The following is a 15,715-nucleotide window of genomic DNA, read 5'->3' as shown; positions in this document are numbered from 1 at the left end:
GCCGGCGGGCGGCCCGGCGGGAACTCAGGTGAAGACGGTCTAAGTTGCACAGAGGACCGATCCGACCACGTTCACGACACAGCAGAGGTGCCACCTTGGTTTTCCAGATGCCGGACCGCCCGGAGCCGGGCTTCCGCGCCAGAGTCGGCCCGCCCTCGCGGCGCACCAGGGTCCTGCTGCTGACGGCGGGCGTGCTCGCCGTGCTGTTCCTGCTGTTCGCGCTGGTGTCCGGCTTCTGGACGGACTGGCTGTGGTTCAAATCGGTCGACTACGCCACGGTCTTCACCACCCAGCTGCGGACGAAGGCCGGGCTGTTCGCCGTCTTCGGCCTGCTGATGGCCGTGGTGGTCGGCCTCAACGTCTGGCTGGCGCACCGGTTGCGGCCGCCGCTGGCCGCGATGTCGGTCGAGCAGCAGAGCCTGGACCGCTACCGGGCGGGCGTGGCCCCGTACAAGAAGTGGCTGCTGGTCGCGGTCGCCCTGCTGGTCGGTCTGGTCGCCGGCACCGCGGCCTCCGGGCAGTGGCGCACCTGGCTGCTGTGGACCAACCGGACGCCGTTCGGCGTGAAGGACCCGCAGTTCCACCGGGACGTCGCCTTCTACGCCTTCGACCTGCCCTGGTACGAGTTCCTGCTGGGCTTCGCCTTCAGCGCGGTGATCGTCTCGCTGATGGCCTCGGTGCTGGTGCACTACCTGTACGGCGGCCTGCGCCTGCAGGGCCCGGGCCGCCGGGCCAGCCGCGGTGCGCAGGGCCACCTCGCCGTGCTGTTCGGCGTGTTCGTGCTGCTGAAGGCCGTCGCCTACTGGCTGGACCGGTACGGCCTGGCGGTCAAGTCCGGTGCCTACAAGGGCGTGGACGGCTGGACGGGTCTGCGCTACGTGGACGCCAACGCCTTCCTGCCGGCCAAGACCATCCTGTTCTTCGTCGCCGTCATCTGCGCGCTGCTCTTCTTCCTGACGCCGATCCGCCGCACCTGGGCGCCGGCGCTGATCGGCTTCGGCCTGATGGCGCTCTCCGCGGTGCTGATCGGCGGGGTGTACCCGGCGATCGTGCAGCAGTTCCAGGTCAAGCCGAACGAGCAGGCCAAGGAGACGCCGTACATCCAGAAGAACATCGACGCGACCCGCAAGGCCTACGGCATCGCGGACGCCGAGACCCAGCAGTACGACCCGAAGGACCCCGCCAAGGCGGGCGCCGCCGCGCCGGACGCGCAGACGATCGCGGACATCCGCCTGCTCGACCCGAACGTGGTCGCGCCGACGTTCCAGCAGAACGAGGCGCTGCGCAAGTACTACGCCTTCCCGCGGACGCTGGACGTCGACCGGTACGGCAACCAGGACACCGTGCTCGGCGTCCGCGAGCTCGACCTCGCGGGCGTCCAGCAGCGCAACTGGATCAACGACCACTTCAAGTACACCCACGGCTACGGCGTCGTCGCCGCCAAGGGCAACCAGGTCGACGGCAACGGCAACCCGGTCTACACGCAGTCCGGCCTGCCCACCGACGGCACCTTCGGCGACTACCGCCAGCGGGTCTACTACGGCGAGAAGAGCCGCACGTACTCCATCGTCGGCGGCAGCAACCAGGAGATCGACTACACCTCCGAGAGCGGCGCCGACCAGACCTTCACCTACGACGGCGGCAGCGGCGTCTCGCTGGACAACCCGCTGACCCGGGCCGCGTACGCGATGAAGTTCTCCGAGCCGCAGATCCTCTACTCGGGGGCGATCACCGACGGCGCCCGGGTGATCTACGACCGCACGCCCAAGGAGCGGGTGGAGAAGGTCGCGCCGTGGCTGTCGATCGACGCCGACCCGTACCCGGTGGTGCAGGACGGCAAGCTGGTCTGGGTGCTGGACGGCTACACCACCTCGGACGGCTACCCGTTCTCCTCCAAGACCACCCTGGGCGAGTCGACCAAGGACTCGCTGACCGACCAGCGCGGCCGCACCCTGACCGCGGTCAACACGGTCAACTACATCCGCAACTCGGTGAAGGCCACGGTCGACGCGTACACCGGCGAGGTGACGCTGTACCAGTGGGACGAGAGCGACCCGGTGCTGAAGACCTGGATGAAGGCCTTCCCCGGCACGGTCAAGGCCCGTTCGGCGATCCCGGCCGCGCTGATGCCGCACCTGCGCTACCCGCAGGACCTGTTCAAGGTGCAGCGCGACCTGCTCGGCCAGTACCACATGACCGACGCCGACGCGTTCTTCAACGGCACGGACATCTGGCAGGTGCCGCTCGACCCCACCACCAACACCGGCGAGGTCCAGCCGCCGTACTACCTGACGCTGAAGATGCCCGGCGCCCCCTCGGCTAGCTTCTCGCTCTCCAGCAGCTTCGTGCCGGGCGGCCGCGACAACCTGGCGGCGTTCATGGCCGTCGGCGCGGACCCGGGGCCGGAGTACGGCAAGATCCGGGTGCTCAAGATCCCGGCCGGATCGGGCGCGCTCGGGCCGAAGCTGACCCAGGCGAAGTTCAACTCCGAGAAGGCGGTGGCCAACCAGCTCACCCTGCTGAAGACCGGCAGCGACTCCGACATCGAGTACGGCAACCTGCTGACCCTGCCGGTCGGCGGCGGCCTGCTCAACATCGAGCCGGTGTACCTGCTCGGCCGCGGCGCCAAGGCGCCGGTGCTGCAGAAGGTGCTGGCGGTCTACGGCGACAAGGTGGCCCTGGAGGACAACCTGGCGAAGGCGCTCGCCGCCGTGCTGCCCGGCGCGTCCGGCAGCGCGACGGCCACCCCGACCGCCCCCACCACGCCGACCACCCCCGCTCCCACCGCACCCGGCACCGGGGCCTCCCCGGATCTGCAGAAGGCGCTGCAGGACGCCCAGAAGGCCTTCACCGACGGTCAGGCCGCGCTGAAGGCCGGCGACTGGGCGGCGTACGGGCAGGCGCAGAAGGCGCTCCAGGAGGCGCTGGACCGGGCAGCCAAGGCGCAGCCCGGCAGCGGCCCGGCGAGCCCGGCACCGTCCGCGTCGCCCTCGCCCTCGGCCTCGGCCACGCCCTGAGCTGCGAGAACCGATTTGTTGGTCCACCCCGCGTCCGTGCTATGGTTTCTTCACCGACGCGGGGTGGAGCAGCTCGGTAGCTCGCTGGGCTCATAACCCAGAGGTCGCAGGTTCAAATCCTGTCCCCGCTACTCAAGATCAGGGCCCGGAGTCCGCCAGAGCAATCTGGCGCTCCGGGCCCTGGCGTTTTCCGATCAAGAGGGGGCCGGCTCCGGTAGTATCGAGTCGGCCGCCCCGGCCCCGTCGTCGCTGCCGGGGTTTGTGCGGCCCGATGTCGGGAAATCGACAAAGCGCTGGAGCACTCCCGCAAGCTTCGGCCCGCTCCGCCCAGACGTGGTCCGGGGCAGGTGTACGCGGGTTCCGGGTGATGCGACGATGGACCACACGGGGGAAGCCGAACGGCTGTTGACTCCTTTTCGGACCGACACCCTTTCGGACCGGCAGGGGGCGGCGGCCGCCGACACGGCGCCCCCGGCGGATGCCGCAGCACTCTGGGGGAGCGGGAGCCGGCATGAAGCTGATCGGTAGGAACGACACCGGGGCGAGGCCCGCACCGGCCGCCGCGCCCCGGGCGCACACCGAGGCCGACACCGACGCCTGGGCGGAGTCCGCCGAGGACACCCAGCAGGGCCTCCCGGCCCAGCGCAGCTACGGACCCGAGAGCCTGGTCCGGATCTCCGCCCAGCAACTCGTCGACGCCGTCGGCCGCTACCCGGCCGCCACGGACGACGAGCCCGCCGGCGAACCGGAGGACGCCGCCAGCTTCGAGACCGCCCTCGCCGCCCGCGAACAGGCCGCCCTGGAGGGCCGCCACCGCTCCGCCGCGGACGCCGGCGACCCGGGCGCCGCCAGCCAGCTCGGCGCGATGCTGCTGCGCCGCGGCGACCTGGAGGACGCCGAACCGTACCTGCGCGCCGCCGCCGCGGCCGGGCTGCGCGCCGCCGCCAACAACCTCGGCGTGCTGCTGCACCAGCGCGGCCACCGGGCCGAGGCCGCCCAGTGGTGGCGGCAGGCCGCCGTCGCAGGCTCCGCGCCGGCCGCCCACGCGCTCGGCCTCCAGCTGCGCGACCAGGGCGAGGAGGAGGCCGCCGAGTACTGGCTGCACTTCGCCGCCGAGCACGGCCACCCGCTCGGGGCCTACGCCCTGGGCGACCTGATGGAGCATCGGCGCGACGTCCGCGCCGAGCGCTGGTTCAAGGTGTCCGCCGACGCCGGCCACCGCGAGGCCGCGTACCGGCTCGCCCGGATGCGCGAGGCCGCCGGCGACAAGGACACCGCCGAGACCTGGTACCGCACCGCCGCCGCGCGCAGCCACGCCCGCGCCGCGCTGCGGCTCGGCGTGCTGCTGGAGGAGCGCCGCGAACTCGACGAGGCGGCCCGCTGGTACCGGCAGTCCGCGCAGAACGGCGAGCCCCGCGCGGCCTGCGCGCTCGGCTTCCTGCTGCGCGACGCGGGCGACCTCGCGGCCGCCGCCGAGTGGTGGCAGGAGGCCGCCGAGGCCGGCGACGGCAACGCCGCCAACGCCCTCGGCGCGCTGCACGCCGGCCGCGGCGAGGCCGCCGAGGCGGAGCGCTGGTACCGCGCCGCCCTGGACGCCGGCGACCACAACGGCGCCTTCAACCTCGGCCTGCTCTGCGCCGGAACGGGCCGCGGGACCCAGGCCGAGCAGTGGTACCGCAAGGCCGCGTACGCCGGCCACCGGGAGGCCTGCAACGCGCTGGCCGTGGTGCTGCTGCAGCGCGGCGACGAGTCCGGCGCGGAGCCGTGGTTCTCCAAGGCCGCCGAGGCCGGCAGCGTCGACGGCGCCTTCAACCTCGGCGTGCTGCACGCCGGCCGCGGCGAACTCCCGCAGGCCCACGAGTGGTACGCGCGGGCCGCGGCCGAGGGGCACGGCGAGGCCGCCCTGCAGCTCGCCGTCGTCCACGAGCAGCGCGGCAACGCGACCGGGGCGCTGGAGCGCTACCGGCAGGCGGCGGCCGGCGGCTCCGCCGAGGGCGCCTTCCGGCTGGCCGCGGTGCTGGAGCGGCGCGGCGACGCCGACGCGGAGGTCGAGCACTGGTACACGGTGGCGGCCGAGGCCGACCACCGCCGGGCCCAGGTGCGGATGGGTGTGCGCGCCGCCGAACGCGGCGAACTGCAGACCGCCGAGCACTGGTACCGCCGGGCCGCCGAGGCCGGCAGCCGCAGCGCCGCCTTCAACCTCGGCCTGCTGCTGGCCCGCCACGACGGCGAGAGCGAGGCCGTGCTCTGGTACACCCGGGCCGCCGACGCGGGGCACGGGCGGGCGGCGCTGCGCCTCGCGCTGCTGGCGCTGCGGCGCGGCGAGCCGGTGCAGGCGGAGAACTGGTGCCGGCGGGCCGCCGAGTCCGGCCCGGCCGAGGTGGCCGAGCGGGCGGCGCGGCTGCTCGGTGCGCTGAGCGCGGAGCTGAGCGCGTAGCGCGCGGGGCGGGGCTCAGGCGGGCGAGCAGTCCGGGCAGAGCCCGCGGTAGGTGATCTCGGCGCCGGTCAGGGTGAAGCCGAAGCGTTCCGCGGAGGGGAGGGCGGCCATCGGGTCGCCCTCCGGGCGGACGTCGCGCACGGTGCCGCAGCCCGAGCAGACCAGGTGCTGGTGGGCCTCGTGCGCATTGGGGTCGTACCGCTTGGCCCGGCCGTCGGTGGAGACCTCCAGGATCTCGCCGAGCGAGACCAGTTCGCCGAGCGTGTTGTACACGGTGGCCCTGGAGATCTCCGGGAGTCTCGCCACCGCGCGGGCGTGCACCTCGTCCGCCGTCAGGTGGACGTGGTCGCCTTCGAGCACCTCCGCGACCGCGCGGCGCTGCGAGGTCAGTCGCCAGCCGCGTCCCCGGAGTCGTTCCAGCAGGTCGCTCATGGAGCCAGAGTAAGGCACGTTCTCGAATTGGTTCCAGTGTTGACTTGGACTGAGTCCAAGTTAGGATCGGCTCCGATACGACCGGACGACCGAAGGACCCTCCCCATGACCACCCAGGACGAGCTGCGGCCCACCCTCACCACGGAGTCCGGTGCTCCGGTGGCCGACAACCAGAACACCGAGACGGCCGGCATCGGCGGCCCGGCCCTCATCCAGGACCAGCTGCTGTTCGAGAAGCTCGCCCACTTCAACCGCGAGCGCATCCCGGAGCGCGTGGTGCACGCTCGCGGCGCCGGCGCCTACGGCACCTTCACGGTGACCGCCGACGTCACCCCCTGGACCCGGGCGGCCTTCCTCTCCGAGGTCGGCAAGCGGACGGAGACCTTCCTCCGGTTCTCCACGGTGGCCGGCAACCTCGGCGCGGCGGACGCGGTGCGCGACCCGCGCGGCTTCGCGCTGAAGTTCTACACCGAGGAGGGCAACTACGACCTGGTCGGCAACAACACCCCGGTCTTCTTCATCAAGGACGCCATCAAGTTCCCCGACTTCATCCACACCCAGAAGCGCGACCCGTACACCGGCTCGCAGGAGGCGGACAACGTCTGGGACTTCTGGGGCCTGTCGCCCGAGTCCACCCACCAGGTGACCTGGCTCTTCGGCGACCGCGGCATCCCGGCCTCCTACCGGCACATGGACGGCTTCGGCTCGCACACCTACCAGTGGCAGAACGAGGCCGGCGAGCACTTCTGGGTCAAGTACCACTTCAAGACCGACCAGGGCATCCGGAACCTCACCCAGGCCGAGGCCAACCGGCTCGCCGGCGAGGACCCGGACAGCCACCAGCGCGACCTGCGCGAGTCCATCGAGCGCGGCGAGTTCCCGAGCTGGACGGTCAGCGTGCAGATCATGCCCGCCGCCGACGCCGCGACCTACCGCTTCAACCCCTTCGACCTGACCAAGGTCTGGCCGCACGCCGACTACCCGCTCGTCGAGTTCGGCACGCTGGAGCTCAACCGCAACCCCGACAACGTCTTCGCCGAGGTCGAGCAGTCGGTCTTCTCCCCGGCCCACTTCGTGCCCGGCATCGGCCCGTCCCCGGACAAGATGCTGCAGGGCCGCCTGTTCGCCTACGCGGACGCCCACCGCTACCGCGTCGGCATCAACGCCGACCACCTGCCGGTCAACCGCCCGCACGCCACCGAGGCGCTCACCAACGGCCGCGACGGCCACCTCTACGACGGCCGCCACGGCCGCCGGAAGAACTACGAGCCGAACAGCTTCGGCGGCCCCGTCCAGACCGGCCGCCCGCTGTGGTCCGCCGTCCCGGTCACCGGCGCCACCGGCAACCACGAGGCCCCCTCGCACGCCGAGGACGACGACTTCGTGCAGGCCGGCGCGCTCTACCGGCTGATGGACGACGGCGCCAAGCAGCGCCTCGTCGAGAACCTCGCCGGCTTCGTCGCCAAGGTCTCGGCCGACCGCGAGGACATCGTCGAGCGCGCCGTCGAGAACTTCCGCCGGGCCGACGCCGACTACGGCCGCCGCCTGGAGGACGCCGTCCGCGAGCTGCGCAAGCAGAAGTGACGGCCTGAACCCGCGGGCCCCGGGAGCGCGACGCCGCACCCGGGGCCCGCGACCACGTCCGGGGCTCAGAGCCGCAGCAGGCCGTCCCGGATCCGCTCCAACAGGGCCACGGACACGTCCTCCGCCGCCCGCTCGTGCACCCGTACGTACCGCTCCGCCGCCAGGTCCGCGACCAGCACCCGGGCCACCCCCAGCGGCACCGGCAGCAGCGCCGCCAGCTCCGCCACCGACTGCGGGTACTGGCACAGCTGCACGATCCGGTGCCGCTCGAACCCGAGCGGCGCCGCCAGCGCGGCCGGCTGCGCCGTCACCAGCGTCTCCACCCGCAGCTCGTCCCAGACCGGCCGGGTCCGGCCGCCGGTGATCACGAACGGGCGGACCACCTCGCCCGCGTCGAACCCGGTCATCCCGCCACCCCGACCGCCGCCGCCGGCACCTGCCGCGCACCGTCCGCCAGCAGCGCCGCAGGCAGCGCCACCGTCGCCGTCACCCCGTGCACCGGCGCCGGGGAGAGCCGCACCACCGCACCCAGGCGCTCCGCCAGCCGGCCCACCACGTAGAGGCCGAGCTGCCCGCCGCCGTCCACCAGGAAGCTCTCCCGGCCGGCCAGCCGGGCGTTCGCCCGGTCCAGCGCCGACTCGTCCAGGCCCGGCCCGTGGTCCGTCACCGCGACCAGGCAGCCGTCCACGCCCGGCCGGGCGAACACCTCCACGTCGGTGTCCGGCGGCGAGGCGGTCAGGGCGTTCTCGATCAGCTCGGCCAGCAGGTGCGCCACCTCCGCGACCGCACCGCCGTCGACCAGCACCCCGTCCACCCGGCGCAGCACGACCCGGCGGTAGTCCTCCACCTCGCCCAGCGCCGAGCGGACCACGTCGCCCAGGGCCACCGGCTGCGGCCAGTGGCGCGGACTCGCCTCGCCGACCAGCACCAGCAGGCTCTCCGCGTTGCGGCGCATCCGGGTCGCCAGGTGGTCCAGCTCGAACAGGTTCGCCAGCGCCGCCGGGTCGTGCTCGCTCCGCTCCAGGGCCGACAGCAGGCCCAGCTGGCGCATCACCAGCGACTGGTTGCGCCGGCCCAGGCCGGCCAGCGACTGCGCGGTGTTGCGGCGGAGCACCGACTGCTCGACGGCCAGCCGGACGGCCGTCGCCGCGACCCGGTCCAGCGCCGCACCCAGCACTTCCAGCTCCACGGTGCCCGCCGCCGCGGCCCGGCCCGGCGAGGCCGCCCCGCCGCCCGCCCGGGCCCGCTCCACGGCCTCCGGCAGCACCCGCCCGGCCAGCTCCTCGGCCTCCGCGGCGAGCGCCGCCACCGGCCGGGTGATCGACCGGGTCGCGAGCAGCCCGAGCAGGACGGCGCCGGCGGCCGCGGCGAGCGCCAGCCCGGCGTCCACCAGCAGGGCCCGCAGCGCCTCCGAACGCAGCGCCGCGGCCCGTGCCGAGCTGTCGGCGGCGGCCTGGGACTGCACCGCGTACAGGCCGTCGACCAGCTCCGTCGCCGCCTGCCACCAGGCGTCCGCGCGGACCGGCAGCCGGGTCGCCGCCCAGCCGTCCAGGGCCTGCTGCTCCATGCCGGCGGCGGCCACCGCGGCGGGGCTGCGCAGCGCGGCGTCCAGTGCGGCGGTCCGTTCCGGCAGGGCGGTGCGCGGCACGTCGGCGAGCGCCGCGCCCCGGTCGGCGGTGATCCGTACGAACGCCGGGTAGTCGCCGCCCCGGAACGAGCCCGCCGCGAGCACGCCGCTGAGCGTGCCGCGTTCCAGCGCGGCCGCCTCGGTGGCCCGGCCCAGGGCCTCGACCGTGGCGAGCGCGTCCGCCAGCCGCCGGTCGCCGGTGGTGTCCCGGTCGGCGAAGGCGGCCGCGTTCAACGCGGTGACCGCGCCCGTGTAGAACCTCAGTGCCTCCGCCCGGTCGGCGGCGCCGGTGTCGGCCCGGCCGCGGAGCCCGGCCAGCGTGCTCAGACCACCGAGCGCCGTGCGCACCCGCTCCGCGCCGGGCGGATCGGCGGCCAGCTGCCGGTCGAGCGCCCGCCGGGCCGTGTCGGCGGCCTCCCGCTGCGGGCCGAGCCTGGCCCGGAAGGACTCCTCGCCGCCGAGCAGGCCCGCGGTCAGGCCCCGCTCGCGCTGGAGCTGATGGACGAACTCCTGGGTGGCGACCACCAGGGCCACCCGGTCGCCGGTCCGCCCGGCGTCGGCGAACCGCCCGGCCTGCGCGGCGGTGCCGACCGCGCCGAGGAGGACCAGGGCGCCGGTCGGAAGGGCGAGCAGCAGGGCGAGCCGGTGGCGGATGCTGCTGAGCGTACGCACGTGGGGAGTCCCCCTCGGCAGTGGCCCGGCGGGGTGGGGCGCACGGGGAACGGAGGCGCGGTACCGGGTACCGGCCGCTGGCCCGACGAGCCTAGGGGCCTTGTGTTGCAAGGGAGTTGCCGCGCCCTCAGCGTCACGTGGAACGCGCTGCGGGTGGCCGGCAACCTCGCCGACCACCCGCCGAAACACGCCCGCCCGCCGGACGGGCCGGCCGCTCGCACACCCGGGCGCTCACACCTTCAGCAACTCACACGCTCAGCAGCTCACACGCTCAGCCGGCGCAGCGCCTCCGCGTGCAGCAGTCCGTTGGTGGCCACCGCGTCGGCGCCGTTCGGTCCGTCCACCCCGTCCAGGCCGGTGAACCGGCCGCCCGCCTCCTGCACCACGATGCAGGGCGCGGCCATGTCCCACAGGCTGAGCTCCGGCTCGGCCGCGATGTCGGCGGCCCCCTCGGCGACCATCATGTACGACCAGAAGTCGCCGTACGCCCGGGTGCGCCAGCAGGCCCGGGTGAGGTCCAGGAACGGGTCCAGACGGCCGCGCTCCTCCCAGCCGGTCAGCGAGGAGTACGAGAAGGAGGCGTCCTCGACCCGGGACACCTCGGAGACGTGGATCCGGGTCGCCTTGGCGAGACTGCGCCCGGCGTACGCGCCGAGGTTGCGCGCCGCCCACCAGCGGCGGTTGAGCGCAGGCGCGGAGACGATGCCCACCACCGGCTGCAGCTCGCCGTCGATGCCCTCCTCCAGCAGGGCCACCAGGGTCGCCCACACCGGAACGCCGCGGACGTAGTTCTTGGTGCCGTCGATCGGGTCGATCACCCAGCGGCGCGGGCCCGATCCCTGCAGGCCGTACTCCTCGCCCATCACCGCGTCGCGCGGGCGGGCCCGCTGCAGCACGCTGCGGACCAGCTCCTCCGCCGCCTTGTCGGCGTCGCTGACCGGGGTGAGGTCGGGCTTGGTCTCGACCTTGAGGTCCAGCGCCTTGAAGCGCTCCAGGGTGATCGAGTCGGCCGAGTCGGCGAGGACGTGGGCGAGTCGGAGGTCGTCGTGGTAGTCGGCCATGCCCGAACCCTAGCGACCCGGGGCCCCTCAGGTCAGCGCGGCTCGCACAGCGGACCCGAACCGGCGTGCGGATCAGTGGCCGGTGCCGCTCAGCTGGAGGCCCACCACACCGGCGATCACCAGGGTGATCGACACCAGTTTCAGCACGCTGCTGGACTCTTCGAGGAAGACCATCCCGTACACCGCGGTGCCGGCCGCGCCGATCCCCGTCCAGACCGCGTACGCCGAACCGACCGGCAGCGACTTGAGGGAGAGCGTCAGCAGGCCGAAGCTGCCCAGCGCGAACGCGCAGAAGCTGATGGTGGGCCAGAGCCGGGTGAAGCCGTGGCTCAGCTTGAGGTTGATCGCGAAACCGGTCTCCAGCAGACCGGCCAGGACCACCATGGCCCATGCCATCGGGCTGACCCCCTTGCCCCTCGGAGCGTCCATGCGAGCGTGTTCCACGCTCTTATGATCACCGGCCGGGGGCCGTCCGACACCTCGGACGGGTCACAGTCCCCGCAGTGGCGGTCAGTCGCCCTCGCGGGTCTCGCGGCTCGCGAGCAGCCGGCGCAGCGAGTACAGCCGGGCGGGCTCGGCGTGGCCGTCCGCCACCCAGGCGTCCAGCGCGCAGTCCTGCTCGTCGTGGCTGCAGGCCCGCGGGCAGTCCGCCGTGCCCGGTTCGAGGTCGGGGAAGGCGAGGATGACCCGGGACGGGTCGATGTGCGACAGGCCGAAGGAACGGAAGCCCGGAGTGTCGATCACCCAGCCCGGATCGAGCGCCTTCTTCGAGCCCGGCCTGGCCCCGGGCGGCGGCGGCAGCCGCAGCGCCAGCGCCGAGACGGTGGTGTGCCGGCCGCGGCCGGTCACCGCGTTGACGTGGCCCGTCGTCCGCTGCCGCTCCGGCACCAGCGCGTTGACCAGCGTGGTCTTGCCGACGCCGGAGTGCCCGATGAAGACCGTCGACAGCCCGCGCAGGTGCTCGCGCACCGCCTCCGCGCCGGTCGTCTCCAGCTCGTCCCGCCGGGTCACCACGTAGGAGATGCCCAGCGGCGCGTACGACTCCAGCAGCGGCTCGGCCGGCGCCAGGTCGGACTTGGTGAGCACCAGCAGCGGCTCCATCCCGGCGTCGTACGCCGCCACCAGGCAGCGGTCGATCAGCCGCGGCCGCGGCTCCGGGTCGGCCAGCGCGGTGACGATGGCCAGCTGCTCGGCGTTGGCGACGACGATCCGCTCGTACGGGTCGTCGTCGTCCGCGGTGCGCCGCAGCACCGAGCTGCGCTCGGCGACCCGGACGATCCGGGCCAGCGTGTCCGGCTCCCCGGACAGGTCGCCGACCAGGCTCACCGTGTCGCCGACCACGACGCCCTTGCGGCCCAGCTCGCGGGCCTTCATGGCGACGACCTCGCGCTCCTTCTTCGTGCCCGCGTCGATCAGGCAGGTCAGCCGCCCGCGGTCGACGGTGAGGATCATCGCCTCGGCGGCGTCCTCGTGCTTGGGCCGGATCCGGGTGCGGGGCCGGGAGCCCCGGCGGGCCGGGCGGTTGCGGATGTCGTCCTCGTCGGCGTCCTTGCCGTAGCGGCGCATGCTGCTCTGCCCCCGTCAGCCCTGGCCGAGGAGGTCGGCCCACATCTGCGGGAAGTCCGGCAGGGTCTTGGCGGTGGTCGCCACGTTCTCCACCAGGACGCCCTCCACCGCGAGGCCGATCACCGCGGCGGCGGTCGCCAGCCGGTGGTCCTCGTAGGTGTGGAAGACACCGCCGTGCAGCGGACGCGGCCGGATCCGCAGGCCGTCCTCGGTCTCCGAGACGTCGCCGCCCAGGTCGTTGATCTCCCTGGCGAGCGCGGCCAGCCGGTCGGTCTCGTGCATCCGCAGGTGGGCGATGCCGTACAGGTGCGACTCGGAGTCCGCGAGCGCGGCCACCGCGGCGATCACCGGGGTCAGCTCGCCGACGTCGTGCAGGTCGGCCTCGATGCCGTGGATCTTGCCGGTGCCGGTGAACTCCAGGCCCTCGTCGGTGAACCGGCAGGCGCCGCCCATCTGCGTGTAGATGTCGCGCAGCTGGTCGCCCGGCTGGTAGGTGTGCTTCGGCCAGTCGCGGACGGTGACCCGGCCGCCGGTGACCATCGCCGCGGCGAAGAACGGCGCCGCGTTCGAGAGGTCCGGCTCGACCACCAGGTCGCGGCCGATCAGCGCACCGGGGGTGACCCGCCAGACGTCCTTCTCGCCGCCGTCCTCGGGCGCGTCCACCTGGCCTCCGGCCTTGCGGATCATGTCGACCGTCATCCGGATGTGCGGCAGCGAGGGGACCGTCCCGCCGGTGTTCCGGATCTCCACGCCGTTGTTGTAGCGGGCGCCGGACAGCAGCAGGGCGGAGACGAACTGCGAGGACGAGGAGGCGTCCACGTCCACCGCGCCGCCGTCCACCGCGCCGGTGCCGTGCACCGTCAGCGGGAAGCCGCCGCGGCCGCCGTCGTCGATCCGCACGCCGAGGGCGCGCAGCGCGTCGATGACGCCGTGCTGCGGGCGCTCGTAGCAGCGCGGGTCGCCGTCGAAGTGGACGGGGCCGTCGGCGAGCGCGGCGAGCGGGGGCAGGAAGCGCATGACGGTGCCGGCGTTGCCGACGTCCACCCGGGCCGGGCCGGTCAGCAGCGGTGCCGGGATGACCCGCCAGGCCTCGCCGCCGCCGGTGCCGCCGCTGGCCTCGTTGACCGTCTCCTCGACCGTCACGCCGAGCGCCCGCAGGCCGTCCGCCATCAGCTGGGAGTCACGGCTGCGCAGCGGCCGGCGGACCCAGCCGGGGCCGTCGGCGAGCGCGGCCAGCACCAGCGCGCGGTTGGTCGCCGACTTGGAGCCGGGGATGGTGACGGTCGCGTCCACGGCTGCGGTGGCGACGGGGGCGGGCCACAGGGCATCGGTCATGCGCCAAGTCTAGGGGGCCGCCGCGTGACGGCCCGGTGCCCATTCGCATGGCGGACGGGGGGTCTGCGCCGATTCCGTGCGGACGGTGTGCCCGCCCGCGGCCAGCGGCGCGCCGCTGCCCTCCCGGCGGTCAGTGCTTCCAGTGCAGCAGCCAGCTCGCCCCGCCGAGCAGGCAGGAGAGCGACACCACCAGGAACAGCGCCACCCACAGCACCGCGCTCACCCCGGTCAGCCGGGACAACTGGTCCGCGTCGGAGTCCGGGGCACCGCCGGAGCGCCGCTTGGCCTGCAGCTCGATCACCGGTCGCACCCCGGCCAGCAGCAGGAACCACACGCCGAGGTAGGCGAAGGCGGCCTGCACCTGGGTGCCGCCGTACCAGGACACCACCAGGAAGAGCGCGCCGGTGAGCACCACCGCGAGCAGGCCGAAGGCGTTGCGGATCATCACCAGCATCCCGGCCAGCAGCAGGATGGAGATCCACAGCAGGGCGGTGATCCGGCCGTCGGCGAGCAGCGCGGCGCCGCCCAGGCCGAGCAGCGAGGGCGCCACGTAGCCGGCCGCCGCGGTGAGGATCATCCCGGGGCCGGTCGGGCGGCCGGAGGAGATGGTCAGGCCTGAGGTGTCGGAGTGCAGCCTGATCCCGGAGAGCCGCCGCCGGGTGAGCAGGGCCGCCACGCCGTGGCCGCCCTCGTGGGCGATGGTCACCACCGTCCGGCTGACCCGCCACACCGGCGCCGGCAGGATCGCCAGCAGGGCCAGCGCGGCCGTGGTCAGGACCAGCCAGTTCGGCGGTTCGGGTTGCACACCCGCCACCCGCTGCCAGACGTCCCCGATCTCCATGCTCGTCCTGCCTCCCGTGGTGCCGCCGGTCCGGCAGCCTCCCACGGCAGGACGCCGCGGCGGTAGCGGTCGGTTCGCTCCGGTTCGTCCCCGGCCGTTCCCGGAGCCGCCTCCGCGGAGCCCCGCGGGGTGCTCCGCGGGACGCCCCGGCGGGCGCCGTCCGGCTGCCGGAACCGCCCCCGGCCGGCCCGGCCGACGTGGCAGGCTTGGCCCCCATGTGCGGTCGTTTCGCCTCCAGCAGCAGGCCCGAGGACATCGTCGAGGCGTTCGGCGTCGAGCAGTGGGACCCGGCCGAGACGATCGCGCCCAGCTGGAACGTGGCCCCGACCTCCGCGGTCTACGCGGTGCTGGACCGCCCGCCGAAGGGAGGGGGCCGGCCGGTGCGGCAGCTGCGGGTGCTGCGCTGGGGCCTGATCCCGTCCTGGGCGAGGTCGCCGGAGACCGCGGTGAAGATGATCAACGCCCGGGCCGACACCGTGCACGAGAAGCCGGCCTACCGGCAGCCCTTCGCCTCCCGCCGCTGCCTGCTCCCGGTCGACGGCTACTACGAGTGGCAGACCGCCCCGGCCGCGCCCGACCGGCCCCCGCGCCAGCCCTACTTCGTCTCCCGGGCGGACGGCGGCCCGCTCGCGCTGGCCGGCCTGTACGAGTTCTGGCGGGACCGCACCCTGCCCGCCGACCACCCACAGGCCTGGCGGGTCACCTGCACCGTGGTCACCACCGAGGCCGAGCCGGTGCTCGCCCCGATCCACGAGCGGATGCCGCTCTTCCTCGACGCCGGCTCCTTCGACGCCTGGCTCGACCCGGGCGCGGACGACCCGGACGCACTCCGCGGCCTGCTGGTGCCGCCCGCCCCCGGCGCGCTCAGGGTGCACCCGGTGGGCGCCGCGGTCGGCAGCATCCGCAACAACGGCCCCGAACTCCTCCGCGAGCTCACCGAGGACGACCGCACCACACTGTTCTGATCCGGCTGCCGGGCGCGCCGGGCGGCACGGCCTAGGCTCGGGCCCATGCAGACGCTGGTGCCGACGCCGGTCGGCGATGCCCGGGTGACGACGTACGCGGCCGAGCGGCCCCGGGTGCTGCTGGCGCTCGGGCACGGGGCTGTCTCTTATACACATCTGACGCTGCCGACGATCTACT

General features: G+C 74.0%; 12 protein-coding genes and 1 tRNA gene. 5 read left to right on the top strand and 8 right to left on the bottom strand.

All coding sequences use genetic code 11. The features are described 5' to 3' along the window. Positions 1-107: 107 nt before the first annotated feature. The 3 genes from IE98_RS0131455 (at position 108) to IE98_RS0131445 (ending at position 5,454) form a co-directional block, all read left to right on the top strand. Complete coding sequence (locus IE98_RS0131455; protein ID WP_030274879.1) at positions 108-3,017, top strand: UPF0182 family protein; 2,910 nt, start codon at positions 108-110, stop codon at positions 3,015-3,017. Positions 3,018-3,074: 57 nt separating this feature from the next. Next, positions 3,075-3,148: transfer RNA gene (locus IE98_RS0131450), tRNA-Met, on the top strand. Positions 3,149-3,528: 380 nt separating this feature from the next. Then, positions 3,529-5,454, top strand: a complete 1,926-nt coding sequence (locus IE98_RS0131445; protein WP_030274876.1) for a tetratricopeptide repeat protein — start codon at positions 3,529-3,531, stop codon at positions 5,452-5,454. 15 nt (positions 5,455-5,469) lie between these two features. On the opposite strand, the gene IE98_RS0131440 is transcribed toward IE98_RS0131445, so the two are convergent. Further along, positions 5,470-5,886, bottom strand: coding sequence for a Fur family transcriptional regulator (locus IE98_RS0131440; protein ID WP_030274874.1), 417 nt, complete (start codon positions 5,884-5,886; stop codon positions 5,470-5,472). Positions 5,887-5,991: 105 nt separating this feature from the next. Between IE98_RS0131440 and IE98_RS0131435 the strand changes: the two genes are divergently transcribed. Continuing rightward, on the top strand, positions 5,992-7,470 hold the full coding sequence (locus IE98_RS0131435) for a catalase (RefSeq protein ID WP_030274871.1): 1,479 nt from the start codon (positions 5,992-5,994) through the stop codon (positions 7,468-7,470). A gap of 65 nt (positions 7,471-7,535) precedes the next feature. Here IE98_RS0131435 and IE98_RS0131430 read toward each other — a convergent pair whose 3' ends face one another. The 7 genes from IE98_RS0131430 to IE98_RS0131400 form a co-directional block, all read right to left on the bottom strand. Next, entirely contained in the window at positions 7,536-7,877 is a 342-nt protein-coding gene (locus tag IE98_RS0131430; RefSeq protein ID WP_030274868.1) for a DUF742 domain-containing protein, read from the bottom strand. Beyond that, positions 7,874-9,769 carry a nitrate- and nitrite sensing domain-containing protein gene (locus IE98_RS0131425; protein WP_052391222.1) on the bottom strand — a complete coding sequence of 632 codons (1,896 nt, stop codon included), beginning with the start codon at positions 9,767-9,769 and terminating at the stop codon, positions 7,874-7,876. The genes IE98_RS0131430 and IE98_RS0131425 overlap by 4 nt, the downstream gene beginning before the upstream one ends. A gap of 263 nt (positions 9,770-10,032) precedes the next feature. Further along, the gene (gene hisN / locus IE98_RS0131420) at positions 10,033-10,830 is read right to left on the bottom strand and encodes a histidinol-phosphatase (RefSeq protein WP_030274864.1); all 798 of its coding nucleotides are present in this window, start codon (positions 10,828-10,830) and stop codon (positions 10,033-10,035) included. A gap of 72 nt (positions 10,831-10,902) precedes the next feature. Continuing rightward, complete coding sequence (locus IE98_RS0131415) at positions 10,903-11,226, bottom strand: DMT family transporter (protein ID WP_030274862.1); 324 nt, start codon at positions 11,224-11,226, stop codon at positions 10,903-10,905. Positions 11,227-11,340: 114 nt separating this feature from the next. Continuing rightward, the gene (rsgA, locus tag IE98_RS0131410; RefSeq protein ID WP_030274859.1) at positions 11,341-12,396 is read right to left on the bottom strand and encodes a ribosome small subunit-dependent GTPase A; all 1,056 of its coding nucleotides are present in this window, start codon (positions 12,394-12,396) and stop codon (positions 11,341-11,343) included. A gap of 15 nt (positions 12,397-12,411) precedes the next feature. Continuing rightward, entirely contained in the window at positions 12,412-13,731 is a 1,320-nt protein-coding gene (aroA, locus tag IE98_RS0131405) for a 3-phosphoshikimate 1-carboxyvinyltransferase (protein WP_030274857.1), read from the bottom strand. Positions 13,732-13,861: 130 nt separating this feature from the next. Continuing rightward, on the bottom strand, positions 13,862-14,572 hold the full coding sequence (locus tag IE98_RS0131400; RefSeq protein WP_030274855.1) for a M50 family metallopeptidase: 711 nt from the start codon (positions 14,570-14,572) through the stop codon (positions 13,862-13,864). A 215-nt stretch (positions 14,573-14,787) separates the two neighbouring features. On the opposite strand from IE98_RS0131400, the gene IE98_RS0131395 reads away from it, so the two are divergent. Beyond that, the gene (locus IE98_RS0131395) at positions 14,788-15,537 is read left to right on the top strand and encodes an SOS response-associated peptidase (protein WP_030274853.1); all 750 of its coding nucleotides are present in this window, start codon (positions 14,788-14,790) and stop codon (positions 15,535-15,537) included. Positions 15,538-15,715: the final 178 nt, after the last annotated feature.

Origin of the sequence: Streptomyces sp. NRRL B-24484, from assembly GCF_000717715.1 — a bacterium.
In the GTDB taxonomy this organism is placed as follows: domain Bacteria; phylum Actinomycetota; class Actinomycetes; order Streptomycetales; family Streptomycetaceae; genus Kitasatospora.
This window is presented reverse-complemented; position numbering and strand designations above follow the sequence as displayed.

Bases quoted from the DNA above. Each gene is read 5' to 3' on its own strand.
- IE98_RS0131455 (WP_030274879.1), top strand. From the start codon at position 108: ATGCCGGACCGCCCGGAGCCGGGCTTCCGCGCCAGAGTCGGCCCGCCC.
- IE98_RS0131445 (WP_030274876.1), top strand. From the start codon at position 3,529: ATGAAGCTGATCGGTAGGAACGACACCGGGGCGAGGCCCGCACCGGCC.
- IE98_RS0131440 (WP_030274874.1), bottom strand. From the start codon at position 5,886: ATGAGCGACCTGCTGGAACGACTCCGGGGACGCGGCTGGCGACTGACC.
- IE98_RS0131435 (WP_030274871.1), top strand. From the start codon at position 5,992: ATGACCACCCAGGACGAGCTGCGGCCCACCCTCACCACGGAGTCCGGT.
- IE98_RS0131430 (WP_030274868.1), bottom strand. From the start codon at position 7,877: ATGACCGGGTTCGACGCGGGCGAGGTGGTCCGCCCGTTCGTGATCACC.
- hisN (WP_030274864.1), bottom strand. From the start codon at position 10,830: ATGGCCGACTACCACGACGACCTCCGACTCGCCCACGTCCTCGCCGAC.
- IE98_RS0131415 (WP_030274862.1), bottom strand. From the start codon at position 11,226: ATGGCATGGGCCATGGTGGTCCTGGCCGGTCTGCTGGAGACCGGTTTC.
- rsgA (WP_030274859.1), bottom strand. From the start codon at position 12,396: ATGCGCCGCTACGGCAAGGACGCCGACGAGGACGACATCCGCAACCGC.
- aroA (WP_030274857.1), bottom strand. From the start codon at position 13,731: ATGACCGATGCCCTGTGGCCCGCCCCCGTCGCCACCGCAGCCGTGGAC.
- IE98_RS0131400 (WP_030274855.1), bottom strand. From the start codon at position 14,572: ATGGAGATCGGGGACGTCTGGCAGCGGGTGGCGGGTGTGCAACCCGAA.
- IE98_RS0131395 (WP_030274853.1), top strand. From the start codon at position 14,788: ATGTGCGGTCGTTTCGCCTCCAGCAGCAGGCCCGAGGACATCGTCGAG.